22 protein-coding genes are annotated in these 25,221 nt (G+C 73.8%); 13 read left to right on the top strand and 9 right to left on the bottom strand.

Annotated features, from left to right (window positions below; all coding sequences use genetic code 11):
• Positions 1-122: 122 nt before the first annotated feature.
• Together NP048_RS14005 and NP048_RS14000 are read left to right on the top strand one after the other, a co-directional pair.
• On the top strand, positions 123-1,952 hold the full coding sequence (locus NP048_RS14005; RefSeq protein WP_227576231.1) for a ribonucleoside triphosphate reductase: 1,830 nt from the start codon (positions 123-125) through the stop codon (positions 1,950-1,952).
• A complete protein-coding gene (locus tag NP048_RS14000; RefSeq protein ID WP_227576230.1) occupies positions 1,949-2,686 on the top strand; it encodes an anaerobic ribonucleoside-triphosphate reductase activating protein in 738 nt (245 codons plus the stop codon). The genes NP048_RS14005 and NP048_RS14000 overlap by 4 nt, the downstream gene beginning before the upstream one ends.
• A gap of 22 nt (positions 2,687-2,708) precedes the next feature.
• Here the strand turns inward: NP048_RS14000 and NP048_RS13995 are convergent, their stop codons facing one another.
• From NP048_RS13995 to NP048_RS13980, 4 genes are all read right to left on the bottom strand, one after another.
• Positions 2,709-3,944, bottom strand: coding sequence for a hypothetical protein (locus tag NP048_RS13995; RefSeq protein WP_227576229.1), 1,236 nt, complete (start codon positions 3,942-3,944; stop codon positions 2,709-2,711).
• The gene (locus NP048_RS13990; protein WP_227576228.1) at positions 3,941-4,492 is read right to left on the bottom strand and encodes an RNA polymerase sigma factor; all 552 of its coding nucleotides are present in this window, start codon (positions 4,490-4,492) and stop codon (positions 3,941-3,943) included. Before NP048_RS13990 ends, NP048_RS13995 begins: the two co-directional genes overlap by 4 nt.
• 104 nt (positions 4,493-4,596) lie before the next feature.
• Positions 4,597-5,748 carry a hypothetical protein gene (locus NP048_RS13985; RefSeq protein WP_227576227.1) on the bottom strand — a complete coding sequence of 384 codons (1,152 nt, stop codon included), beginning with the start codon at positions 5,746-5,748 and terminating at the stop codon, positions 4,597-4,599.
• Positions 5,745-6,317 carry a SigE family RNA polymerase sigma factor gene (locus tag NP048_RS13980; RefSeq protein WP_227576226.1) on the bottom strand — a complete coding sequence of 191 codons (573 nt, stop codon included), beginning with the start codon at positions 6,315-6,317 and terminating at the stop codon, positions 5,745-5,747. The genes NP048_RS13985 and NP048_RS13980 overlap by 4 nt, the downstream gene beginning before the upstream one ends.
• Before the next feature lie 175 nt (positions 6,318-6,492).
• On the opposite strand from NP048_RS13980, the gene NP048_RS13975 reads away from it, so the two are divergent.
• Both NP048_RS13975 and NP048_RS13970 read left to right on the top strand, forming a co-directional pair.
• Positions 6,493-6,828: an STAS domain-containing protein gene (locus tag NP048_RS13975; protein WP_227576225.1), complete on the top strand. Its 336-nt coding sequence runs from the start codon at positions 6,493-6,495 to the stop codon at positions 6,826-6,828.
• A gap of 141 nt (positions 6,829-6,969) precedes the next feature.
• Positions 6,970-9,261 (top strand): sodium-translocating pyrophosphatase, encoded by a 2,292-nt coding sequence (locus NP048_RS13970; RefSeq protein WP_227576224.1) that lies wholly within the window; start codon positions 6,970-6,972, stop codon positions 9,259-9,261.
• Between the two features lie 78 nt (positions 9,262-9,339).
• On the opposite strand, the gene NP048_RS13965 is transcribed toward NP048_RS13970, so the two are convergent.
• Entirely contained in the window at positions 9,340-10,008 is a 669-nt protein-coding gene (locus NP048_RS13965) for a hypothetical protein (RefSeq protein WP_227576223.1), read from the bottom strand.
• Between the two features lie 203 nt (positions 10,009-10,211).
• Here NP048_RS13965 and NP048_RS13960 point away from each other — a divergent pair, with 203 nt between their 5' ends.
• The 7 genes from NP048_RS13960 (at position 10,212) to araA (ending at position 18,898) form a co-directional block, all read left to right on the top strand.
• The gene (locus NP048_RS13960) at positions 10,212-10,907 is read left to right on the top strand and encodes an endonuclease/exonuclease/phosphatase family protein (protein WP_227576222.1); all 696 of its coding nucleotides are present in this window, start codon (positions 10,212-10,214) and stop codon (positions 10,905-10,907) included.
• Positions 10,908-10,950: 43 nt separating this feature from the next.
• Positions 10,951-12,510: a DUF7059 domain-containing protein gene (locus NP048_RS13955; protein WP_227576221.1), complete on the top strand. Its 1,560-nt coding sequence runs from the start codon at positions 10,951-10,953 to the stop codon at positions 12,508-12,510.
• A gap of 406 nt (positions 12,511-12,916) precedes the next feature.
• A complete protein-coding gene (gene proC / locus NP048_RS13950) occupies positions 12,917-13,741 on the top strand; it encodes a pyrroline-5-carboxylate reductase (protein WP_227576220.1) in 825 nt (274 codons plus the stop codon).
• A gap of 4 nt (positions 13,742-13,745) precedes the next feature.
• The gene (locus NP048_RS13945; RefSeq protein WP_308036722.1) at positions 13,746-14,849 is read left to right on the top strand and encodes a LacI family DNA-binding transcriptional regulator; all 1,104 of its coding nucleotides are present in this window, start codon (positions 13,746-13,748) and stop codon (positions 14,847-14,849) included.
• Between the two features lie 82 nt (positions 14,850-14,931).
• Positions 14,932-16,551, top strand: a complete 1,620-nt coding sequence (locus NP048_RS13940) for a xylulokinase (protein WP_227576219.1) — start codon at positions 14,932-14,934, stop codon at positions 16,549-16,551.
• 95 nt (positions 16,552-16,646) lie between these two features.
• A complete protein-coding gene (locus NP048_RS13935) occupies positions 16,647-17,363 on the top strand; it encodes an L-ribulose-5-phosphate 4-epimerase (RefSeq protein ID WP_207339140.1) in 717 nt (238 codons plus the stop codon).
• A gap of 26 nt (positions 17,364-17,389) precedes the next feature.
• The gene (araA, locus tag NP048_RS13930) at positions 17,390-18,898 is read left to right on the top strand and encodes an L-arabinose isomerase (RefSeq protein ID WP_227576218.1); all 1,509 of its coding nucleotides are present in this window, start codon (positions 17,390-17,392) and stop codon (positions 18,896-18,898) included.
• 79 nt (positions 18,899-18,977) lie between these two features.
• On the opposite strand, the gene NP048_RS13925 is transcribed toward araA, so the two are convergent.
• Positions 18,978-19,463: a hypothetical protein gene (locus NP048_RS13925; protein ID WP_227576217.1), complete on the bottom strand. Its 486-nt coding sequence runs from the start codon at positions 19,461-19,463 to the stop codon at positions 18,978-18,980.
• 613 nt (positions 19,464-20,076) lie between these two features.
• Here NP048_RS13925 and NP048_RS13920 point away from each other — a divergent pair.
• Positions 20,077-21,354 carry a hypothetical protein gene (locus NP048_RS13920; RefSeq protein ID WP_227576216.1) on the top strand — a complete coding sequence of 426 codons (1,278 nt, stop codon included), beginning with the start codon at positions 20,077-20,079 and terminating at the stop codon, positions 21,352-21,354.
• A gap of 78 nt (positions 21,355-21,432) precedes the next feature.
• Complete coding sequence (locus tag NP048_RS13915) at positions 21,433-21,864, top strand: hypothetical protein (RefSeq protein WP_227576215.1); 432 nt, start codon at positions 21,433-21,435, stop codon at positions 21,862-21,864.
• 39 nt (positions 21,865-21,903) lie between these two features.
• Here the strand turns inward: NP048_RS13915 and NP048_RS13910 are convergent, their stop codons facing one another.
• The 3 genes from NP048_RS13910 to NP048_RS13900 form a co-directional block, all read right to left on the bottom strand.
• On the bottom strand, positions 21,904-22,956 hold the full coding sequence (locus NP048_RS13910; RefSeq protein WP_227576214.1) for a PPK2 family polyphosphate kinase: 1,053 nt from the start codon (positions 22,954-22,956) through the stop codon (positions 21,904-21,906).
• A 107-nt stretch (positions 22,957-23,063) separates the two neighbouring features.
• A complete protein-coding gene (locus tag NP048_RS13905; protein WP_227576645.1) occupies positions 23,064-23,696 on the bottom strand; it encodes a potassium channel family protein in 633 nt (210 codons plus the stop codon).
• Positions 23,697-23,784: 88 nt separating this feature from the next.
• The gene (locus tag NP048_RS13900) at positions 23,785-25,158 is read right to left on the bottom strand and encodes a TrkH family potassium uptake protein (protein WP_227576213.1); all 1,374 of its coding nucleotides are present in this window, start codon (positions 25,156-25,158) and stop codon (positions 23,785-23,787) included.
• Between the last annotated feature and the right edge of the window lie 63 nt (positions 25,159-25,221).

Here is a 25,221-nt window from a genome sequence, read left to right as displayed (position 1 = left end):
GGGCGGATTGAAACCGCACATGTGGGCGTGTCGCGCGTGTTGAACCACTAGATGTAGTGCTCGGCACCGTTGAGTGGTGATCCACTTCAAGGGATCGCACAGCAGCACGAAGGAGCGCACGCATGCCGCAGGACAGCCGCACCGGCACCCCGGTCGTCGTCGACGTCGCGTCGACCGTCGACGAGTACCTCGACCGCAGCGACTGGCGGGTGAACGCGAACGCCAACCAGGGGTACTCGTTGGGTGGGCTGATCCTCAACACGGCCGGCAAGGTCATCGCCAACTACTGGCTGAACGAGGTCTACCCCTCCGAGGTCGGCCAGGCGCACCGTGACGGGTCGATGCACGTCCACGACCTCGACATGCTGTCCGGCTACTGCGCCGGATGGTCCTTGCGCACGCTGCTGCAGGAGGGCCTCAACGGCGTGCCCGGCAAGGTCGAGGCGCGCCCCCCGAAGCACTTCAGCGCCGCGATCGGCCAGATCGTCAACTTCCTCGGCACGATGCAGAACGAGTGGGCCGGCGCGCAGGCTTTCAGCAGCTTCGACACGTTCATGGCGCCGTACGTCCGGCTCGACAACCTCACGTACACCGAGGTGCGCCAGGGCATCCAGGAGCTCATCTACAACCTCAACGTGCCGTCGCGCTGGGGCACGCAGACGCCGTTCACGAACCTCACGTTCGACTGGACGTGCCCGGCGGACCTCGCGGACCAGACGCCGTTCGTCGCGGACGAGCCGTGCGACTTCACGTACGGCGACCTGCAGGTCGAGATGGACATGCTCAACCGCGCGTACATGGAGGTCATGACCGAGGGCGACGCGTCGGGTCGCGTCTTCACGTTCCCCATCCCGACGTACAACATCACCAAGGACTTCCCGTGGGAGTCGGAGAACGCCGAGCGGCTGTGGGCGATGACGGCGAAGTACGGCCTGCCGTACTTCCAGAACTTCATCAACTCCGACATGGAGCCGGGTGACGTGCGGTCGATGTGCTGCCGCCTCCAGCTCGACCTGCGCGAGCTGCTCAAGCGCGGCAACGGGCTGTTCGGCTCCGGCGAGCAGACCGGCTCGATCGGCGTCGTGACCGTCAACTGCGCGCGCCTCGGGTTCCTGCACCCCGGGGACGAGGAGTCGCTGCTGACGGACCTGGACCGGTTGCTGGACCTCGCGCGCACCTCCCTGGAGCTCAAGCGCACGACGATCCAGCGGCTCATGGACGAGGGGCTGTTCCCGTACTCGCGCCGCTACCTCGGCTCGCTGGACAGCCACTTCTCGACGATCGGCGTCAACGGCCTCAACGAGATGGTCCGCAACTTCACCGGTGACCTGTACGACATCACCGACGAGCGCGGCCACGCGATGGCGCTGCGCGTCCTGGACCACGTGCGCGAGCGCATGGTCGAGTTCCAGGAGGAGACCGGCAACCTCTACAACCTCGAGGCCACGCCCGCGGAGGGCACGACGTACCGGTTCGCCAAGGAGGACAAGAAGCGTTACCCGTCGATCCTGCAGGCCGGGACCTCCGAGCACCCGTACTACACCAACTCCTCGCAGCTGCCGGTCGGCTTCACGGACGACCCGTTCGAGGCGCTCGAGCGCCAGGACGAGCTGCAGACGAGGTACACGGGCGGCACGGTCCTGCACCTGTACATGTCGGAGCGCATCTCGACGCCCGAGGCCTGCCGCGAGCTGGTCAAGCGCGCGCTGAGCACGTTCCGCCTGCCCTACCTGACGGTCACGCCGACCTTCTCCATCTGCCCGGCGCACGGCTACCTGTCCGGCGAGCACCCCACGTGCCCGACGTGCGAGGAGGACGGCGAGGTCACGACGTGCGAGGTGTGGACGCGCGTCATGGGCTACCACCGGCCCGTCAGCTCGTTCAACATCGGCAAGCAGGGCGAGCACGCCGAGCGTGTGCCGTTCCTCGAGACCGCGGGCGCGCCCGCGTGACAGCTCGCCACGACGCCGGACCGGGCGGCCCCGTGCAGGGGTCGTCCGGCCCGGACGGCTGGGAGCAGCAGGCCTCGTCCCTGCAGATCGCCGGCCTGACGCCGCTGTCGACGGTCGACTGGCCGGGCCGGCTCGTCGCGACGGCGTTCCTGCAGGGGTGCCCGTGGCGGTGCACGTACTGCCACAACAGCGCGATCCTCGACACCCGGCTGCCGGGCGTCGTGGCGTGGTCCACGGTCACGGACCTGCTGCGCCGGCGCCGGGGGCTGCTCGACGGCCTCGTGCTGTCCGGTGGCGAGCCGACGCGGCAGGCGGGTGTCGTCGCGGCGGCGCGCGAGGTCAAGGAGGCCGGGTTCCTCGTCGGTCTGCACACCGCAGGCGCCTACCCCGCGCGGCTGCCCGACCTGCTGCCGTACGTCGACTGGGTGGGCCTGGACATCAAGGCCCCGGCGCACCTGTACCGCGCGATCACGCGCACGGGCGGGGAGACGACGACCGCCGACAAGGCGTTCGAGTCCCTGCGCATGGTGCTGGACAGCGGGGTGGACGTGCAGGTGCGCACGACCGTCGACCCGACGGTTCTCACCGACGCCGACGTCACGGACCTGACGGCGGCGCTGGCGGACCTGGGCGTGCGCGACCACGTGCTGCAGCAGGTCCGTCCCGACGGGACGAGCGACGAGTACGCGCAGGCCCTCGCGCGCGTCCCGCGGGAGCGTCTGCACCGGGGATGAGACGCGCCACCGGAGCAGGACCTCACCGCAGCGTGAGCGGCCAGGGCCCCTGCAGGACGTGCACGGGGGTGCCGTCCGCGGGGAACTCGATGAGCCGCAGGTCGATCGTGACCCACACCTCGTAGTCCCCGGGGGGCAGCGGCTGCCCGTCGTCGCCGCCGGGCCCGGCGGCGGCGCCTCCCGGACCGCACCCGACCAAGGGGCTCTCGATCTCGAAGCCCATCGTCGTCTGCGGCTCGAGGCGCCTCACCTCCGGTGCGGTGGCCTGGCGTCCCGAGGGCGTCGCGACGACCGCACCGTCGCGCGTGAGCAGCACGGCGAGAGACTGGTCGAACGCCTCGAGTGCCATCTGTCCTTGGTTGTGGACGTAGGCCTGGAGGGTCAGGTCGCCGTCCGCGGGGGTCTCACGAGGCAGCTCCGCATCGACCGCCACGTGGAACGGGTTCGCATCGGCGTCGGTGAGCGCCGCCAGCGATGCCGTGTCCGCGCCGCACGTCTCGGCCTCGACGGGTGGCACGGCCTCCGTGACCTCGACCGGCGCGGCGTGCCGGACGCGCACCGAGCCCTGCGAGCCGTCGTGCGCCGACCAGACGACCGTCTCGGTCGCCACCAGCTCGTACGTCCCGACGGGGACGCGCGGTGCGCCCACCCCGCCGGGGTACTGCGCGCAGGACTCCAGGACGGCGCCGAAGGACCACAGCGCGTTCCCCGGGTCGGACGGTGCCGGTTCCAGCTCGGACAGCGGCACCACGACGCGGCCGCCACCGTCGACACCGACGACGACACCGTCGCGCACGAGCACGACCTCGGTCTCGGAGTGGTGCACGGAGGCGACCTCCGCGGGGTCGAACGTCACGCGGGTGGTGAGCATCGCCTGACGATCGGCACCGATCGTCGTCACCGGCTCGAGCGTCACCTCGACGGCCTCGTCACCTGCCCCGACGGGGTCCGCCGAGGCGACGACGTCCTCGCCGGGCGAGGCGGTCGCCATCCGGGCGGGCTCTCCGCAGCGCGTGAACGCCTCCGGCCAGTCGCGCTGCGACGTCGGCGGCGTCGCCGGAGGTGCGGCGGTGACCGCCGGCAGCACGGCGGCCACGGCCCCGACCGCGAGGGCGGCCACGCCTCCCCGCGCCGCGGCCCTGGCGCGGCGTCGCCGCCGTACGCGAGCCCGGACGAGCGTCACGGGCACCTCGTACGTCTCACCTTCCCGCTCGGCGTCGCTCAGCGCGTCGTCCAGGGGGTGCCGGTCCGTGCTCATCGTGCCTCCCGGGCGTGGACGACGACGTGCTCACCGTCGTCGGGCAGGGGCCCCAGCCGCTGCGCGAGCTTCGCCGACCCTGTCGACAGGTAGCGCTTGACGGTGCCGACGGCGAGTCCCATCTGCGCCGCGACGTCGGGCACGGTGAGGTCCTCGACGTGCCGCAGGACCACTGCGACCCGCTCCTGCGGTGCGAGCGTCGCCAGGGCGTCGTGCACCGCCGACCCGGTCGCGACGGCCGCAGCCGGGTCGCGGACGGCCTCGTCGCCGGGCACGTGCAGCAGGTGCCGCACCGCCGTCCACCTCCCGCGCCGCCGCAGCGCGTCGAGGTGCAGGTGCAGGATCGCCGCGCGGACGTACGCCTCCGCGTGCGCGACGTCGGTGCCGGCCCGCAGCCGCGAGAACGTGCGCACGAGCGCGTCCTGCACGAGGTCCTCGGCGGTGCCGCGGTCACCCGTCAGCAGGTAGGCGTACCCGAAGAGCGCCCGACCGCGCTCGCGCGCGAGCACCCCGAGAGTGTCGTCGTCGACGTCCTCGTGCGTCGGCACGCCACCTCCCGGGTGTCCGCCCGTCGTGGGCGTGACGGGGGGATCCCGTCACCAGCCTCGACGTGCGGCGACCTCGGAACGTTGTACCAGCGGGCGGATCGCCCTCAGGGCCGCCGCGTCAGCGTGTACACGACCGACGGCTCACCGTCCGCCGTTCGTGAGGCGGCGGCCCGTACAGCCCACCCGGGCAGCTCGACGCCCGCGGCGGAGAAGAGCACGTTGGCGTACGGCGGCGGCAGGACGCGCCCGTCCCAGTCGCTGACACCGTCGCCGCGCAGCGCGCCCTGGGCGAGCAGCGTCGTCGCGATCGTGGCGCGGTCGTCCCCGGGCGCGGCGATCTCCACCGTCCACCCGCTGCCGTGCCACTCCGCGCCGACCAGGCGCCCGGGGATCAGGGGCACGTCGGCGGGGAAGCCGTCGGGCAGGTCGTGGGACGTCGCCTCGTCGTCCTGGGCGATCTCGACGTCCCACGGACCCGCCGAGCCGCGGGCCGTGCCCACGGAGTCGGCGATCGTGGCGTACACCTGGTAGGTCCCGGAGGGCAGCTTCCCGGTGCCGTTGCACGCCGTGAACCCGAGCGCGGCGCTCTGTGCGACGCGCTGGACGCCTGTCGACGTCTGCGCGATCTGCCACCTGTGGCCCGTGTCCTCCAGCGGGTACACCGGGAGGTCCTCGGTCGTGGCCGGGGCCGGCGTGGCGAGGTGCGTGCGCAGGACCTCGTCGGTGGTCGTGGGCGTGATGGACACGGGACCCTGGGTGAGCGCCTTGACCACACCCTCCTGGGTGACCAGGAACCGCAGACGCGTGGCACCCACGCCGGCGTCGGGGACCTGCGAGACGTTCACGACGAGGTCGGCCGACCGGCCCTGCCACGTGCCCAGGTCGTTCCCGGCCTCCGCGGTGGCGATGACCGGGACGCCGCCGCCGGCCCGGTGCCCGAGCTCGACGCCGAGGGCGTCCCGTGGCCCGGACGGGAGCTTCGTCACCGACGAGCGGCACGTCCCCGGTGCCGCGTCCGGGTCACCGGCGGGCGACACGTCCCGCGTGAGCTGCGGCGCGACGAGCGCGACGGCCCCGGCTGCGCTCGCAGCGACGGCGGCCGTCCCGGCCCCGCGGGTCGCGCGGCGCCGGCGGACGCGTGCGGTGAGCCGCGCGACGGTCTGGACGGTGGTGGACGTGTCGGGGTCGCCGAACCCGCTCGTCGCGCCCGCGGCGTCCGCCAGCTCCTGCAGCGCGAGATCCAGGCGTGTGCTCATCGTGACCTCCGGACGGTGACGAGGACCTCGTCGGTGTGGTGCGCGGGGGCTTCGTCGACTCCCGCGAGGTCACCGAGGTGGGTCTCGAGCGTGCGTGTGGCGTCGGACAGGTAGCGCTTGACGGTGCCGATCGACAGGGAGAGCGCATCGGCGACCTGCGCCACCGTCATGTCCTCGAAGTGGCGCAGCACGATGCAGGCCCGCTCGCGCGGCGGCAGCAGGGCGAGCGCCTGCTGGACCGCGAGGCGCGTCGTGACCACGGGCTCCGGCCCGGCGTGCGGCCCGTCGGGCGGGCTGGGCTCGGGGACCGCGGCGAGGTGCCGGATGGTGGCCCAGTGCCGTCGTCGGCGGAAGCCGTCGACGTACGTCGTGAGGATCGCGCGCCGCACGTACGCCTCCGCGGACGCGACCTCCCGCGTGCCGCGGCCGCGCGTGAACGTACGAACCAGCGCGTCCTGCACGAGGTCCTCGGCCTCACGCGGGTCACCGGTCAGCAGGTACGCGTACCCGACGAGCGCACGACCACGCGTGCGGACGAGCTCGTCCAGCGCGTCCTGCCAGGCGGTCACGGTGCTCCTGTCGTCGGCCGTCGGGGTCTGGGCGCAGGTGCCCCCTCACATGATGGTGACGGATGACGGCCCCGAAAGGTTGGGTTGCACCCCCCGACTTGCGTGTGCGATCCACCGAGCGGGTGCGGGGGTGCTTGAATGCAGACGGCGCGACGGCACGAGGAAGGGGGCGTCCATGGAGGTGCAGGTGACCACCGAGGACGTCGGTGCGCGCACGGTCGTCCGCGTCGCGGGGGAGGTCGACGTCGCGTCGGCCGACCGGTTGCGCGAACGCCTCGCGGTCCTGCTCTCGCAGGGCCGCACGGACCTGGTCGTCGACCTCACGGGCGTCACGTTCCTGGACTCCACGGGTCTGGGGCTGCTCGTCGGCACCCTCAAGCGCGTGCGGCTCGCCGGGGGCCGGCTCGAGCTCGTCGTCGACTCCGAGCGGCTCCTCAAGGTCTTCCGCATCACGGGCCTCACGCAGGTCTTCGCGATCCACGACACGCTGGACGGCGCGCTCGCGCCCTGACGGGCACGTCGTCCGCAGGCGAGTGCCGCCAGGGTGCGACCTGCGTCACACCCCCCGCTAGACTCACCCGGTCCGTCGGCAACGGTGCCGGGCGGTGGGGCTGCGTTCAGGGGGAGCGCGCCGGTGTGTCGAGGAGGATGCATGCAGCTCGGTGCCACGAGCATCACGATCGTCACGGCGATCGCCGTGATCGGACTGGCGGCCCTCGTGGTCGCCGCCGTGCTCCGTCGCCAGGTCCTGGCGGCCGGTGAGGGCACGGCCTCGATGCAACAGATCGCCGTCGCGGTGCAGGAGGGCGCCTCGGCGTTCCTGAGTCGGCAGTTCCGCACGCTCGCCGTGTTCGCCGCGGTCGTCTGCGCGCTGCTGTTCCTGCTGCCGGGGGACAGCGGGGTCAAGATCGGGCGGTCCGTGTTCTTCCTCGTCGGCGCCGGGTTCTCCGCCGCCATCGGGTTCCTCGGGATGTGGCTCGCGACCCGCGCCAACGTGCGCGTCGCGGCGGCCGCCTCGGGGCCGGACGGCCGCGCGGAGGGTGCGCGGATCGCGTTCCGCACCGGTGGCGTGGTCGGCATGGCCGTCGTCGGCCTCGGCCTGGTGGGTGCGTCGCTCGTCGTGCTCCTCTACCGCGGTAACGCCCCGGCGGTGCTGGAGGGCTTCGGGTTCGGTGCGGCGCTGCTCGCGATGTTCATGCGCGTCGGCGGCGGCATCTTCACCAAGGCCGCCGACGTGGGTGCGGACCTGGTCGGCAAGGTCGAGCAGGGGATCCCCGAGGACGACCCGCGCAACCCCGCCACGATCGCCGACAACGTCGGCGACAACGTGGGTGACTGCGCCGGGATGGCCGCGGACCTGTTCGAGTCCTACGCGGTCACGCTGGTCGCGGCCCTCATCCTCGGCCGGGCGGCGTTCGGCGAGGAGGGCATGGTGTTCCCGCTGATCGTCACGGCCGTGGGCGCGCTCGTCGCCGCCCTCGGCGTCGCGATCACGCGGGTGCGGGGTGACGAGAGCGGGCTGGCGGCGATCAACCGCGGCTTCTACGTCTCGGCGCTCGTGGGCGTGGTGCTCGCGTCGGCCGCGGCGTACGTGTACCTCCCGGGGACGTTCGCCGAGCTGCCGGGGGGTACGACGGGCCTCGAGGGCCACGCGGGTGACCCGCGCCTCGTCGCGTCGCTCGCCGTGCTCATCGGCGTGGTCCTCGCGGGCGTCATCCTGTGGGTCACCGGCTACTTCACCGGCACCACGAGCAAGCCCACGCTGCACGTGGCGCGCACGACCCTCACAGGCCCCGCCACCGTCGTGCTGTCCGGCATCGGCGTGGGCTTCGAGTCCGCGGTCTACACGACGGGCATCATCGCGGCGGCCATCTGCGGCGTGTTCCTGCTCGCCGGCGGCTCGGTGCCGCTCGCGCTGTTCCTCATCGCGCTCGCGGGCTGCGGCCTGCTGACGACCGTCGGCGTCATCGTCGCCATGGACACGTTCGGCCCGGTCAGCGACAACGCGCAGGGCATCGCGGAGATGTCGGGCGACGTGACGCCCGAGGGCGCGCAGATCCTCACGGACCTCGACGCCGTCGGCAACACCACCAAGGCCGTCACCAAGGGCATCGCCATCGCGACGGCCGTGCTCGCGGCGACCGCGCTGTTCGGCTCCTACGCGGACGCGGTCCGCACGGCGCTCGACGGCATCTCCGGAGGGCTCGGCGGGGACCTCGTGGAGGCGATGATGTCGTACGACATCATCAACCCGATCACCCTCGTCGGCGTGATCCTGGGTGGCGCGACGGTCTTCCTCTTCTCGGGGCTGGCCATCGACGCGGTGACGCGCGCCGCGGGCGCGATCGTCTTCGAGGTGCGTCGCCAGTTCCGCGACAACCCCGGGATCATGACGGGCGAGGTGCGCCCCGAGTACGCCCGGGTCGTCGACATGTGCACGCGCGACTCGCTGCGCGAGCTGGCGACCCCCGGGCTGCTGGCCGCGTTCGCGCCGATCGCCGTCGGCTTCGGCCTGGGCGTCGGGCCGCTCGCGGGGTTCCTGGCCGGGACCATCGCCACGGGCGTGCTCATGGCCGTGTTCCTGTCGAACTCCGGCGGTACCTGGGACAACGCGAAGAAGATCATCGAGGACGGCAGCTACGGCGGCAAGGGCTCGCCGGCCCACGCGGCCGCCGTCATCGGCGACACCGTCGGCGACCCGTTCAAGGACACCGCCGGCCCGGCGATCAACCCGCTCATCAAGGTGATGAACCTGGTGTCCGTGCTGATCGCCCCGGCCATCGTCGCGGTGTCCGTCGGGGAGGACGCGAACCACACCCTGCGTCTGACCATCGCGCTGGTCGCGACGGCCATCGCGTTCGGCGCGGTCATCGCCTCCCGGCTGCGTGCCGCGAAGGTCGACCGTGAGGGTCGGCTCGAGCACGAGACCCAGCTCGTCGGCTGACGCCCGCGCAGCCCGCTCCGCCCTCTCGTCCCTCGCGGACGGGAGGGCGGAGTGCTGCCGGAGGGGCTCAACGGCCGCTCAGCGACGGAGCGTGTACGCCATCGTCAGGGGCTCGCTGCTCTCGTCGGGCTGCAGCGACATCACCAGGGTCAGCGTGCTCGCGCTGCAGGTCGCCGTCGACGCCGTGGGCGGCAGCGCCTCGATCGCGTCCTCCGCGGAACCCTCCGGCAGCTCGAGGTCCTCACCGTCGAGGGTGCCGCTCGTCGTGACGTCGAGGCCCGAGGAGTCGACGTCGGAGATCGTCAGCTGGTCACCGGTCAGCGCCCACCGGCCGGTGAGGTCGCCCGTGGACCGCGACTCCGACGTGAGCTCGACGCCGTCGCCCGACATCGTCATGGCCGAGTTCGAGTCGACGTCGGCCGCGAACGCGCCGCCGTCGGCGAACTCGTACGTGGTCGTGCCGTCGACGGTGACCTCCACGGCACCCTCGCCTGCGGCCCCGAGCACCCGGCGCAGGTCGTCCTGCATCGCGGCCAGGTCGAGGCGCCACGTGCCCAGCAGGCACTCCTCGGTGACGCCGCCCGCGACGGGCTCCTCGTCGGCCGGGTCGCTCGTCGCGGCCGCCGACGAGGGTGGCGGGGTCCCCGCGGTGGTCGCGTCGGGGTCGGCGTCCGCGTCGCCGGTGCAGGCGCTCAGCAGGAGCACCGTCACGGCACTCGCCGCCAGTGCGGTCGGACGTCGTCGCACGGGGTCGTCCCTCCTCGCGCACGCAGGCGCATACGTCGGTCGGTGCCGACCAACGTACGGCACGCCCGGCGCAGCCGCGGGGGCGGACGGAGCCCTCACGCGGCGTCCCATGCCGCCGACGACGGGCCCACGGCGTGTGCAGTGGTCCACCCGGCCCGGTGGGTCGGTACGCTCACGCAGCCGAAGGACGGACGGAGGCCACCGTGGACGCACGCGACGTCGGCACCCTGCGGGTGATGACCTACAACCTGCGTGGTCTGCGCGACGAGCTCGACGCGCTCGTCGACGTCGTCCGCAGCGTGCGCCCCGACGTGCTGGCGGTCCAGGAGCCGCCCCGCGGGGCGTCCGGGCGGGCGCGGCTGCGCCGGTTCGCCGCGCGGACCGGCCTGCGCGTGGCAGTGGGCGGCGGTGGTGCGCGCACGACCGCGCTGCTCGTCGCGCCGTACCGCAGCGTGCGCGACGCCGCAGGCCTGCGGCTGCCCTGGCGCGTCGGGCTCACGCGCCGCGGCGTCGCGACCGCGCGCATCGACGGGGTGCGCGTCGTGGTCGTGCACCTCGGGCTGCGTGCGGCCGAGCGGGAACGGCACGTCGACCTGGTGGTGCGCCGCCTGCTGCGCGGCACCGACGGGCCGGTCGTCGTGGCGGGCGACCTCAACGAGCGTCCCGGGGGTCCGTCCTGGTCCGTCCTGGGCGACGCCGCGGGCGGGCTGCAGGACGCGGCGAGCGTCGTGGGGTCCGACCAGCCGACGTACCCGGCGGACGTCCCGCGCGTGCGTATCGACGTCGTCCTGGTGGACCAGCGCCTGCCCGTCCTGGATGCCTGGGTGCTCGACGACGCCGCGGTGGGTGTCGCGAGCGACCACCGGCCGCTCGTGGTCGACCTGCACCTGCCGGCCTGACGCGCGCCCGTCGCGCCGTCGCGGCGCCTGGGACGATGGCGGCGTGACCGCCACCCCTGACGCGCCCGTCGTCGTCCCCGCACTCCTCGACGCGCTGCGCGCCGACCTCACCGCCGCCCAGTTCACGGTCGAGCACGTCGACGAGCTCCTCGGCCCCGTCGCGGCGGGGGCGCTGACCCGCGGGGAGGTGCTGCCGGCCCTGCGGGCGACGGACCCCGCGACCGGGTCCGGGTCGGAGCGCGCCGCCACGCTGACGCGCGCGTTCCTGCTCGGTGTGCCCGTGCGGGCCGCCGCCCTGGAGGCGGCCCTCCCGACCGTGGGCGTCACGGGGGCGCGACGCCTCGGCCTGGTGGACGTCGCGGGCCACCATGGCGACGACGAGGCAAGGGCTCTCGTCGACCTGCGTCCCTACGCCGCGAGCGACGGTGCGGGCGACGCGGCGTGGTGGATCGCGTCGGACCTGGGCGAGCTGGCGACCGGTGGCCCGTTGCGCACCGACCACGTGCTGGGCGTCGGCGGTGCGTCGCTGACGCTCGCGCAGGCGACGGTCCGGGACCCGCGCCGGCGGGTGCTCGACCTCGGCACGGGCTGCGGTGTGCAGGCGCTGCACGCGAGCCGGCACGCGGCGCACGTCGTCGCGACGGACCTGTCGACCCGCGCCCTGGCGTTCGCGCGCTTCACGACGGCGCTGGCAGGGCTGGGCCCGGACCGTGTCGAGCTGCGCGCCGGGTCGATGCTCGAGCCCGTCGCCGGTGACACGTTCGACCTGGTCGTCTCCAACCCGCCGTTCGTCATCACCCCCCGGCGTGCCGACGTCCCCGCGTACGACTACCGCGACGGCGGCCGGGCCGGTGACGACCTCGTGCGAGACCTGGTCACCGGCGTCGGGACCGTGCTGGCGCCCGGGGGCGTGGCGCAGCTGCTCGCCAACTGGGAGGTGCGGGACGGCGAGGAGTGGCACGAGCGGATCGGCGCGTGGGTCGACGCGTCGGGCCTGGACGCGTGGGTCGTGCTGCGCGACCAGCAGGACCCCGCGCAGTACGCCGAGACCTGGATCCGCGACGGCGGCACGACCCCGGCCGACCGCGGCACGTGGACCGCGCGGTACGGCGCGTGGCTCGACGACCTGGCGTCCCGCGACGTCTCCTCCGTCGGGTTCGGCGTGGTCACGCTGCGCCGCCCGGTCACCGGCCGGCCGACCCTGCGCCGCCTGGAGTCGCAGACCGGGCCGGTGCGCCAGCCGCTCGGGCCCGTGATCTCGGCCGCGCTGGCCGCGCACGACGCGGTCACCGGTCTGTCGGCCGAGGAGCTCGCGGGTCTGCGGCTCACGGTCGCCCCTGACGTCACCGAGGAGCGCTACCTGCAGCCCGGTGCCGTCGACCCGCGCGTCGTGCTGCTGCGCCAGGGCCGGGGCTTCGGGCGCACCGTGCAGGTCGGCACGGCGCTCGCGGCCTTCGTCGGCGCGTGCGACGGCGAGCTGACGGCCGGGCAGATCGTCGCCGCGCTCGGCGCCCTGCTCGACGTCCCGGCGTCCGACGTCGCCGCCGACGTGCTGCCCATGGTCCGTGGTCTGGTCACCGACGGCCTTCTCACCCTCCCCTGAGCGCGAGAGAGCAATCCAGTCGCTCGCCTGCCTGGCGGGCGAGTGAGCAGCTCGGTCGCCCCCCGCCCGAGCGTGAGAGTGCAATCCAGTCGCCCCCCGCCCGAGCGTGAGAGTGCAATCCAGTCGCCCCCCGCCCGAGCGCGAGAGTGCAATCCAGTCGCCCACCATCGAGCGTCCGGTCGATCTGGCCTTGGCAGCGGGCGACTCCACGTGTCGGGGTGCTGGATTGCTCTCTCGCGGGGGGAGGGGGTGGGGTGGGACTGGATTGCACTCTCGCGGGGGGAGTGGGTGGGGTGGGACTGGATTGCACTCTCGCGGGGGTGGCGTTCGACGGCTCGGCGTCCGCGGGCGCCAGTAGGCTCGTCCCGGTCGCGCCCGCGGCCGGGTGCGCAGCGACGGAGGCACGATGACCACGCAGGACACGGGGCCGGCGCCGGCTGTCGCGGTGCTCGGCGGCGGGGTCATGGGCGGCACGCTCGTCGCGGCACTCCGGGCGGGCGGCTGGCCCGGGGACCGCGTGACCGTCGCGGACCAGGACGCGGCCAAGGCGGACGCGCTCGCGCGGGAGCACGGCGTGCGCACGGCCGGCAACCAGGACGCCGTCGCCGCTGCGGACGTCGTCCTGCTCGCGGTCAAGCCGGACGTGGTGCCCGCGGCGCTGGCGGAGGCCGCGCCCGTGCTGCGCGCCGGTGCGCTCGTCGTGAGCGTCGCGGCGGGAGTCCCGCTGCGGGTCTACGAGGCCGCGCTGCCCCCGGGCACGCCCGTGATCCGCGTCATGCCGAACACGCCCGCGCTGATCGGCAAGGGGGCGAGCGCGATCGCGCCCGGCGCCGCGGCGCGCGAGGAGCACCTGGCGCTGGTCGAGCGCGTGCTCGCGGCGACGGGGCTCGTGGAGCGGGTCGCCGAGAAGCAGCTCGACGCGGTGACGGCGCTGTCCGGGTCCGGCCCGGCGTACGCGTTCTACGTGATCGACGCGCTGGCCGAGGCGGGCGTGCTGCTGGGCCTGCCCCGGGACCTCGCGTCGCGGCTCGCGGTCGCGACCGTCGAGGGTGCGGCCGCGATGGTCGCGCAGACGGGCGAGCACCCGGCGGTGCTGCGCGAGCGGGTGTCGTCACCCGGGGGCACGACGGTCGCGGGTGTCGCCGCGCTCGACGCGCACGCGGTCCGCGCGGGCCTGGTGGCGGGTGTGCGTGCCGCCGCCGACCGCTCGCGCGAGCTGGGCGCCGGTTGACCCGATGACCGAGGACCCTCGCACGGCGGGTGCTGCACGCCCGCCCGCCGCGCACCGCTCGCGCGACGGCCGGCCCCCGGCGATGAACGACGTCGCCGCGCTCGCGGGGGTGAGCCACCAGACGGTGTCGCGGGTGCTCAACGAGCACCCGAGCGTGCGTCCGGCCACGCGGGAGCGCGTGCTCGAGGCGATCGCGACGCTCGGCTACCGGCCGAACCTCGCCGCCCGCGCACTGGTGACCCGGCGGACCGGGACCCTCGGCGTCATCACGCCGGCGACCGCGCTGTTCGGGCCCACCAGCACGCTCGTGGCGTTCGAGCAGGCGGCGCGCGACGCGGGGTTCTACGTGTCGGTCGCGACGCTGCGTGCCTTCAGCGGGGACGAGGTGGTCGCCGCCGTCGAGCACTTCCTGGCGCAGGGCGTCGACGGGGTGGTCGTGGTGGCGCCCCGCAGCGGGACCGTGGACGCGGTCAGCGGCGTGCACGTGCCCGTGCCGGTCGTCCTGGTGTCGTCGGGCCGCGAGGGGGTGGACCTGCCCACGGTGTCCGTGGACCAGGTCGCCGGTGGCCGGCTGGCGACCGAGCACCTGCTGGCGTCCGGCCGCGGGTCCGTCCTGCACGTCGCGGGGCCGCAGGACTGGTATGACGCCCGGGACCGCCTGCGAGGGTGGCAGGACGCGCTCGAGGCGGCCGGGGCCCCCGTCCGCGCGCACCCCGCGCGCGGGTGGTCCGCGGCCGACGGGCACGCGGTGGGCCTCGAGCTGCTGCGCGCAGGGCTGCCGGACGCCGTGTTCGCCGCGAACGACCAGCTGGCGCTCGGTCTGCTCGCGGCCTTCGGGCAGGCGGGTGTCCGCGTCCCGCAGGACGTCGCGGTGGTGGGGTTCGACGACGAGCCCGGCACCGCGTTCTACTCCCCGCCGCTGACGACGGTCCGGCAGGGCTTCGACGAGCTGGGGCGTCGTGCGGTGCAGGCCGTCGCGGACGCGTTGACCGGAGGGCAGCCGGCGCAGCAGTCGATCGCGCCGGAGCTGGTCGTCCGGCGGTCGTCGGCGTCGTCGGAGCCGCCGACGGCGCCCGAGCGGCTGGATTCTGCATCATGTGATCGTTAACATCAGGATCGCCGGGTCGACTCGACCCGGTGGCCGTGAGCACGACGCCGGGCGACGAGGCCCGGAGAGGGAGCAGCACGCGATGGCGCACCACCACGACGACGCCGACACCCGCCGGGACGCCGCACGCGAGGCCCTCGAGCAGGGGCGCGCGACCCTCGGCATCGAGCTGGGATCCACCCGCATCAAGGCGGTGCTGGTCGGGGACGACCACGCCGTGCTGGCGAGCGGCGGGCACGCGTGGGAGAACCAGCTCGTCGGGCGGACCTGGACGTACTCGCTCGACGCCGTGTGGGAGGGGCTGCGCGCGGCCGTCGCCGACCTCATCGCCGACACCGAGCAGCAGCACGGCGTGCGCCCGACGTCCCTCGCCGCGATCGGCGTCTCGGCGATGATGCACGGCTACCTCGCCTTCGACGGTGACGACGACCCGCTCGTGCCGTTCCGCACGTGGCGCAACACGTCCACCGGGCCGGCCGCTGCCGAGCTCACCGAGCTGTTCGGGTACAACATCCCGCTGCGCTGGTCCGTGGCCCACCTGCACCAGGCCGTCCTCGACGCCGAGCCGCACGTGCCGGACGTCCGGTTCGTCACGACGCTCGCCGGCTACGTGCACTGGCGCCTGACGGGCCGCAAGGTCCTGGGCGTCGGTGACGCCTCGGGCATGTTTCCCGTCGACCCGGCCACGCACGACTACGACGCCGACCTGCTCGCGCGCTACGACGCGCTCGCGGCCGACCGGCTGCCCGTCGACCACCTGCGCGACCTGCTGCCGCAGGTGCTCGTCGCGGGCCAGGACGCCGGCGTGCTGACCGACGAGGGCGCGGCGCTGCTCGACCCGACGGGCACGCTGCGCGCCGGGACGCCGCTGTGCCCGCCCGAGGGCGACGCAGGCACCGGCATGGTCGCCACCGCGTCGGTGGCACCGCGGACCGCCAACATCAGCGTCGGCACCAGCATCTTCGCGATGGTCGTGCTCGAGAAGCCGCTCGCGACCGTGCACCACGAGATCGACCTCGTCACGACGCCCGCGGGCGACCTGGTCGCGATGGTCCACTGCAACAACGGCGCGAGCGAGCTGGGGGAGTGGGCCGGGGTCTTCGGCCGGTTCGCCACCGCGCTGGGCTCCGACGCCGGCGCGGACGAGGTCTTCCGCGTCCTGCTGCGCGAGGCCCTGGAGGGCGAGGCCGACGGCGGCGGGCTGCTGGCGTACAACTACCTGGCCGGCGAGCCGGTCACCGGCCTGGCGGAGGGCCGCCCGCTGATCGTGCGGACCCCCGACAGCCGGCTCACCCTGGCGAACTTCGTGCGCACGCAGGTCTACGGCGCGTTCGGCACCCTGAGCCTGGGCATGCGGATCCTCGCGGCCGAGGGCGTCGAGGTCGACGCGATGTACGCGCACGGCGGCCTGTTCCGCACGGCGGGTGTCGCGCAGCGGCTGCTCGCGGCGGCGGTCGACACGCCCGTCGCGGTGGGTCGCACCGCCGGCGAGGGTGGTGCGTGGGGCATCGCGGTGCTCGCGGGCTACCTCGCGAGCGGCGCGTCGCAGGACCTGGGCACCTACCTGACGACGCAGGTCTTCGCGGACGCCGAGATCGAGGTCGTCGCGCCGGACCCCGCCGACGTCGCCGGCTACGCCGCCTGGCTCGAGCGCTACGAGGCCGGCCTGGCCGTCGAGCGCACCGCGACCGAGGTGCTCTGAGCACCGTCCCGGACCACGCGCGGCACGACCGCGCACCGGCGCCCGCGCGCCGGACCACACCGCCCGCCACCGCGGGCACCGATGCAGGAGGCCGGATGACCACCACAGCACTGGACGCCTACGGGCCCGACGTCCGCGAGGCGGTCGCGCGCGCCCGCGAGAAGGTCAGCGCGCTGCACGCCGAGCTGCCCCGGTGGGGCCTGGTCGTGTGGACCGCGGGCAACGTCTCGCAGCGCGTCGTCGTCGACCCCGCGGGCCCGAGCGAGCGCGACCTGCTCGTCATCAAGCCGTCCGGCGTGACGTACGACGAGCTGACGCCGGAGTCGATGGTCGTGTGCGACCTGCAGGCGAACCTCGTCGAGGGCGACCGCGCGCCGTCGTCCGACACCGCCGCGCACGCGTACGTCTACACGCACATGCCCCACGTGGGCGGCGTGGTGCACACGCACTCGACGTACGCGACCGCCTGGGCGGCGCGCGCCGAGCCCGTGCCGTGCGTGCTGACGATGATGGCCGACGAGTTCGGCGGGGACATCCCCATCGGCCCGTTCGCGCTCATCGGCGACGACTCGATCGGCCGCGGCATCGTCGAGACGCTGCGCGAGTCGCGCAGCCCCGCGGTCCTCATGCGCAACCACGGCCCGTTCACGATCGGCAAGGACGCCAAGGCCGCCGTGAAGGCCGCGGTCATGGTCGAGGAGGTCGCCCGGACCGTCCACATCAGCCGGCAGCTCGGCGAGCCGCTGCCGATCGCGCAGAGCGACGTCGACTCGCTGTACGCGCGGTACCAGAACGTCTACGGCCAGCACTGATGCCCGGCCACGAAGGAGACAGCACGATGAGCAAGGCCTACCCCGACCAGGAGATCTGGTTCCTCACCGGCTCGCAGGACCTCTACGGCGAGGAGACGCTGCGCCAGGTCGCCGAGCAGTCGCAGGAGGTCGCCGCCGCGCTCGACGCGTCCGGTGACGTCCCGGCGAAGGTCGTCTGGAAGCCGGTCCTCAAGGACTCGGACTCCATCCGCCGTGCGGTGCTGGACGCCAACTCCGACGACCGCGTGCTGGGCGTCATCACGTGGATGCACACGTTCAGCCCCGCCAAGATGTGGATCACGGGCCTGGACCTGCTGCGCAAGCCGCTGCTGCACCTGCACACGCAGGCCAACGTCGAGCTGCCGTGGGACAGCATCGACATGGACTTCATGAACCTCAACCAGGCCGCGCACGGCGACCGCGAGTACGCGTACATCGCCACGCGCCTGGGCGTCGCCCGCACCACCGTGTCCGGCCACGTGTCGAACCCGGCCGTCACCGCACGCATCGGCACCTGGGTGCGCGCCGCCGCCGGCTGGCAGGCCGCGCAGGACCTGCGCCTCGTGCGCTTCGGCGACAACATGCGCAACGTCGCCGTCACCGAGGGCGACAAGACCGAGGCGGAGATCCGGCTCGGTGTCTCCGTGAACACCTGGGGCGTCAACGACCTCGTCGCCGCGGTCGAGGCCGTCGACGACGCGAGCGTCGACGCGCTCGTCGCGCAGTACGAGGACCTGTACGACGTCGTCCCCGAGCTGCGCCGCGGCGGCGACCGCCACGAGTCGCTGCGCTACGCCGCCCGCCAGGAGATCGCGCTCGAGGGCTTCCTCACCGAGCGCGGCGCCATGGCGTTCACGACGAACTTCGAGGACCTGGGCGACCTGCGCCAGCTGCCCGGCCTGGCCGTGCAGCGGCTCATGGCCAAGGGCTACGGGTTCGGCGCGGAGGGCGACTGGAAGACGGCCGTCCTCGTGCGCGTCGCCAAGGTGATGGGTGCAGGGCTGCCCGGCGGTGCCTCGCTCATGGAGGACTACACCTACGACCTCACGCCCGGTGCGGAGAAGATCCTCGGCGCGCACATGCTCGAGATCTGCCCGACCCTCACGACGTCGAAGCCGCGCGTGGAGATCCACCCGCTGGGCATCGGCGGCAAGGAGGACCCGGTCCGCATGGTCTTCAACGCCGACTCCGGCCCCGGTGTCGTCGTGTCGATGGCCGACATGCGCGAGCGGTTCCGCCTCACGGCGAACGTCGTGGACCTCGTCCCGCCGACGGCCGACCTGCCGAACCTGCCCGTGGCACGTGCCGTGTGGGAGCCCCGCCCGGACTTCACGACGTCGTCCGAGTGCTGGCTGACCGCCGGCGGCGCGCACCACACGGTGCTGAGCACGGCCGTGGGCATCGAGGCGTGGGAGATCTTCGCCGAGCTGGCGCGCACCGAGCTGCTGGTCATCGACGAGTCCACGACGCGTCGTGGGTTCGCGGACCAGGTGCGGTGGAACCAGGTGTACTACCGGGTCGCGCAGGGCCTCTGACGCGTCACGCACGACGAGGGCGGGCACCGGCCGTGGGCCGGGCCCGCCCTTGGCCGTCAGCGGGCGCCACGGCGTGGCGTCACTCGGTCGGTCGCGGGCTGAGGTCGGCGACGAGGACGATGTCGGCCTCGCTGCTCATGTCCTGCAGGTCCTCGACGACCTCGTCGGGGCAGGGGAGGTCGTCGGTGGTCACGGCCGGGCCGGCGTCGCGGTCGACGACGACCTCGAAGCACGCCGCGGCGAGGACCTGGGACTTCAGCGGACCGTCGGCCGCACCGGTGACCACGGAGTGCCACGTCGTACGTCGGCCCGGTGCGCCGACGAGGTCGAAGGTCCCCGTGCTGCTGTCGGCGACAGCCGTGGCCAGCAGGTCCACGAGCTCGTCGTCGGTGACCGAAGCGTTCTGCTCGACCGTGCGGTCGACGACACCGAGCAGGCGGTACACCCTGGTGACGGTGTCTCCCCTGGCGGCATCGTCGTAGTCGCGCAGGCGGGCGCATCCCGGGGTCGTCCCCGCCAGGGCGAGGACGACCGCGAGCACCGCGGTCCGCGGTCGGCGTCTCACGGCACCGGCGGGTCGAGCGTCAGGTCCATGGCCCACGTAGTCGAGGTGGCCTCGAGTTCTGTCATCGCGGTGTGACGCTAGCGGGGGCCGTGACGCGTCAGCAAGGCGGTACCGGGAGGTCGCCCGGTCCGCTTCCGCGGTGCGCACGGCCCGGCCGGCGCCCCACGGCGCCGGGGCGCCCCCAGCGCCCGGCGAGAAGCGGGGAAACGGGCCCTGACGTGCGACTTCACCCCGTGCGGTGATGCGGACGGGTCTGCGTCGACGTAGCGTCTGGGGAGTGCGTCAACGGTGACGCGCGGAAGGGAGCGTCGTCGTGCGAGCACACTCACGGACGCTGGTCTGGGCGCTGCGGGCCTTGCTGGTCTCGACGGTCGCCGTGCTGATCGTCGTCGTCGACGCGGTGCTGAGCAGCCCCTGACGGGGAACGTGTCACGAGACGTCGCGTCAGGTCCGAGCACCGGGCGAGCCCGGTGACCTGGGCCGACGTGCGCACCCGGGCGCCCGGCCGGCCAACCGTCAACCGGATGGCCGAAAGATGCGCTTTTGGGTGATTGAGGCCGCATACTTGGCTCACGCGCGTTCGAGGGCGACACGCGCCGGGGGAGGAGCCGGGATGCACGCGCACCGGTGGGGAGACGCGAGGACATGGGTCCTGCGCGCGCTCTTCGTCGTCGTGGGCGGGCTCCTGCTCGTGCTCCTGCAGATCGTGGCGAGCGGCGCCGCCACGGCGCAGGCCGTGCCGACCGCGGTCGACGGGGCCACAGCGGTGGACGGTGCCACGGACGTTCCCGGCTCTGCGGCCGCGGGCGGCAGTCGGCCCGCGGAACCGCAGGACGTGGCGGGTCGACGCGCCCCCGAGGGGCGCGACGTCGCGGCAGCCGTGCTCGCCGCTCTGGACCTGCGGTCCTCGTCCGACGCCGTCGCAGTACCCGAGGTGCCCGCTCCGCAGGACGTGACGACCGGCGTCGACGATGCCACGGCGGACGAGAGCGACCCGGTCGAGCCGGTGGACCCGGTGGACCCGGTCGAGCCGGTGGACCCGGTCGAGCCGGTGGACCCGGTCGAGCCGGTGGAGCCGGTCGAGCCGGTGGAGCCGGTGGACCCGGTCGACCCGGTCGAGCCGGTGGACCCGGTGGACCCGGTCGACCCGGTGGTCGTCCCCGTCGACCCCGCACCGGTGCCCGTCGAGTCGGTCACCGAGCCCGTCACGGAACCTGTCACCGAGCCCGTCCAGGCCGAGTCCGACGGCGCGGACGCGACGGACGGCGGGGAGTCCACGACGACGCGCGCCACGACGCGGCCGGGCGACAGCGCGACCACCGGCCTCCTGGCCACCGGCCTCCTGGCCACCGTCCCGACGAGCACGTCGACCCCCGTCGTCGAGACCCACGACGTCCCGCGCGAGCGCTCCGACAGACTGCGTCAGTTCGGCCCGGCGCCGCGGACCAGCGCGCCGCAGGCGCCACCTGTTCCCCTTGCCCTGCCCGACGACAGCACGCTGCCGACCGTGCCTCCCGGCATCGACCCGCCGGACGCCGCGCGGTCGACCCAGCAGACCCCGTGGACGCCCGCACCCGGCCCCGGGGGCCCGAAGCCCGAGGCCCCCGCCGTGGTCACCGCCACCTCCTACGTCGCCGGCGGTCAGGTGGCCGTCGCCAGTGCGACGGTGACGGCGACGACGACGTCGCACTGCTCCGCCACCCCGCACCTCGTCGCGGCCCTCCCGGGCCACGGCGCGCCGGGCACTGGTTCGGTCACGCCGCGCGCCGGGCCGCACGACGGTCCGGCCTCCGGTCAGCCGGTCGGTCCCGCGCACGCCGCGACGACTGCCGCCTCACCCGACGCCGGCCCGGACGTACCCGCGTGCGACGCCCTTCGGAGCCCTGCCTGACCGGACGGACGCGCGCACGCGCTGCGTCGTCCATCGCCCCTGCGGGGCGTCTCCGGTTCACAGGCAAGGAGTTCGATGATGTTCACGTTCCTTCGCCGAGCGGTGGCGACACTTCTCGTTGCCGGCGGCCTTCTGCTCGCCTCCACCGGTGCCCTCCTGGGTGCCGACGACTACACGATGCCCGGCGCACTCATGCTGGTCCTGACGGGTGGGGCGGCGCTCCTGATCGGGCGCCGCAGCCGTCCGCAGCCCGCGGCGCCCGTCCGGCCCCCCGTGCGCCCCGGCGCGTGGGTGGCCCCGTCCGCGGTCACGCTGCGCGCCGCACGGCACTGCGCGGTCCCTGCTCCCCGGGGAGCTCCTGACCTCGATGCCCCTGTCGGTGGCATGGTGGGGACGCCCCCCGCGACCTGGCGCCCCGCCCGCGCTTCCGGTGCGCGCTACGGGGTGCGCCACTGCGTGCTGCCCCGCGGTGCGGTGCCGCACCAGCGGCGCGCGTCCGACGGGTCCTGACGACGGCGGGCGGGGCGTATCGCCCCGCCCGCCGGACCCTCAGCGGGTGGCCGCCAGCCGGCGCTTCTCCGTCTCGACGTCGTAGTCGGGGACGGGCCAGTCGAGCCGCAGGTCGGCCAGCGCGCGGTGGAGCAGAGCGCTCACCGCCAGCCGCGCGTACCACTTGCTGTCCGCGGGCACGACGTGCCAGGGCGCCACGTCCGTGCTCGTGCGGTCCAGGACCTCCTGGTAGGCGGCCTCGTAAGCCGCGCGCCTGCTGCGGACGTCGACGTCGGACGGGTTGTACTTCCAGTGCTTGTCCGGGCGCTCGAGCCGCTCGCTCAGGCGCTCGTCCTGCTCTTCGGGTGAGACCCACAGCGCGACCTTGATGATCGTGGTCCCCGAGGCGGCCACCTGTGCCTCGAACCGGTTGATCTCGTCGAACCGCTTCTGCCACACCTCGGGTGCGACCGTCCCGTCCACCCGCACCACCAGGACGTCCTCGTAGTGCGACCGGTCGAAGACGCCGATGCTGCCCGCGGGAGGCAGTGCCCGACGGACGCGCCACAGGTAGTGGTGGCGACGCTCCTCAGCCGTCGGTACGCCGAACGAGCGCAGGGCGACACCCTGGGGGTCGACCAGCCCCAGCACGTGGCGCACGATCCCGCCCTTGCCCGCCGTGTCGAGGCCCTGCAGGACGAGCAGGACCGACCTGTCGCCGCCCGTACGGCCGTGGGCGAAGAGCCGTTCCTGCAGGTCGGAGAGCTCCGCGCCCACGCCGGCGAGGGCACTCTCGCCGTCGGTCCGGGAGCCGTCGAACCCCGGGGTCGCGGCGGCGTCGAAGTCCGCGATCCGGAACCCGGGACCGACGCGCAGCAGGTCCACGATGGCGTCCCGCCGTGCCAGGAGGCTCGCGGCGGCGTCCTGCGCCGCGGCCTTCTTCTTCTCCGTCTTGCGCTCGGCCTCGGCGGTCTTGCGGTCGGCCTTGCGCTCGGCCTTGGCGGCGGCCTTGCGCTCGGCCTTGGCGGCCTTCTCGGCCGCCTTCCTCGTGGCCTTCACCTCGCTCTTCGCCGTCGCCTTGTCGGCCTTCTTCTTCTTCGAGCCCTTCGCCATTGCGGTCCTCCTCGTTGCCACGTCGGGTGCGGGAACTGCGACGTTCGGAACTGCGGCGTGCGGAACTGCGGCGTGCGGAGCGGCGGCGTGCGGCCGCTGCGGTGCGCTCAGGGACGAGCCGCGAAGCGCTCGAGCAGGTCGGCGTGCCCGCCGACGATGATGAGGTCGTTGGCCGAGATGCGCGTCTCGTCCGTCGCGTACTGGAAGTCGATGCCCGGTGACTTGACGCCGATGACCGTCACGCCGTACCGCTCGCGCACCTTGGACTGCGCGAGCGTGAAGCCCTGGGTCTCCTTGGGCGGGCGCATCTTGACGACCGTGAAGCCGTCCTCGACCTCGATGTAGTCGAGCATCTTGCCGCTGACCAGGTGGGCGACCCGGGAGCCGGCGTCGGCCTCGGGCAGCACCACGTGGTGCGCGCCGATGCGCTGCAGGATGCGTGCGTGCTCGGAGCTGATGGCCTTGGCCCAGATCTGCGGCACGCCGATGTCGACCAGGTTGCCGGTGATGAGCACCGAGGCCTCCAGGTACGAGCCGACGCCCACGACCGCGACGGGGAAGTCGCGTGCGCCGAGCTGCTCGAGCGCGTCGGGGTTGACGGCGTCCGCCTCGACCAGGGGGACGCGCCCGGCCCACTGCGCGACGAGCTCGGGGTTCCGCTCGACGGCCAGCACGTCCTGCCCCAGGCGGTCGAGCGTCGCCGCGATGGCGGACCCGAACCGTCCCAGGCCGATGACCAGGACGCCCGAGTCCTTCTTGGGGGTGCGCGGTGCCGTCCGGTGGTCGGCACCAGCGGAGCCGGCCTCGCGGCCGTCCGCGCGCTTGCTGTCAGCCAATGATGGGCCTCTCCTCCGGGTAGCGGATGACACGACGACGGTTGCGGAGCGCGAGCGCCGCCGCAAGCGTCATCGTGCCGGTCCGCCCGATGAACATGAGCACGACGAGCACGTACTTGGCCGGTGTCGGCAGGGACGCGGTGATGCCGGTCGTCAGCCCGCACGTCGCGAACGCGGAGATGACCTCGAACAGGATGCGGTCGAGCGTGAGCCCCGTCATCGCCAGCATGAGCAGCGACGCGACGAGCACGATGGTCGCGGACACGAAGCTGACGGCGATCGCGACCTGCAGGGTCTCGCGCGAGATGCGGCGTCCGAACGCCTCGACGTCGCGGTCGCCGCGGCCCTCGGCGACGATCGCCAGGAGCATCACGGCGAGCGTCGTGACCTTGATGCCTCCGGCGGTCGAGGCCGAGCCGCCGCCCACGAACATCAGCGCGTCGAGCAGCAGCCAGGTCCCCTCGTGCATCTGGCCGACGTCGACGGTCGAGAACCCGCCGGACCGGGGCATGACGCCGGCGAACAGGGACGCGAGCGCGGTCCCCCCGCCGTCCAGGGGACGGAACGTGCCGGGGTTGGTCCACTCGAACGCCGCGACGACGACGGACCCGAACGCGACCAGGCCCAGGCTCGTGGTGATCGTGAGCTTGGAGTGCAGGCTCCACCGGCGGGCCTCGCGCAGGTGGTTCGCGACGTTGAGGATCACGGGGAAGCCGAGCGACCCGATGAACACGCCGATGATGATCGGCAGGAGCATCCACCAGTCGGAGACGAACGGGTCGAGCCCGTCCGGGGTCGGCACGAAGCCGGCGTTGTTGAACGCCGAGACCGCGTAGAACAGCGCGTGCCACGCAGCCGTCCAGGCGGGCTCGCCGTGCACCAGGAGCCGCGGGAACAGGACGATCGCGATGGCCACCTCGAGCACCGTCGAGGCGATGATGACCGTGCGGACCAGGGAGCCGACCTCGCCGAGGCGGGTGACCTTCGTCTCCGACGAGACGAGCAGGCGCTGCGTCAGCCCGATGCGCCGGGACACGGCCATGCCGAGCAGCGAGGCCAGGGTCATGACGCCCAGGCCGCCGATCTTGATCGCGACGAGGATCACGAGCAGGCCCCAGCCGGACCAGTACTCGCCGGTCGGCACGACCACGAGGCCTGTCACGGTCGTCGCGGAGGTCGCCGTGAAGAGCGCGTCGATGAAGGGCGCGCGCCCGCCGCTCGCCGTCGCCCAGGGGGTGGACAGCAGCACCGTGATCACCGCGATGACCAGCGCGAACACGCCCAGCGCCAGCCGTGCGGGCGACTGCCGGGCCGACCGGTCGACGTACTCGCGCGCGCGCCACAGCAGGCCGGGCCCCGCCGCCATCCGACCTCCCCCTGCTCACCAGTGTGCCGACAGGCACACTCTGGCACGCGCAGCCTGCGTGCA

Origin of the sequence: Cellulomonas xiejunii (assembly GCF_024508315.1) — a bacterium.
GTDB classification, from domain to species: Bacteria; Actinomycetota; Actinomycetes; order Actinomycetales; family Cellulomonadaceae; genus Cellulomonas; species Cellulomonas xiejunii.
This window is presented reverse-complemented; position numbering and strand designations above follow the sequence as displayed.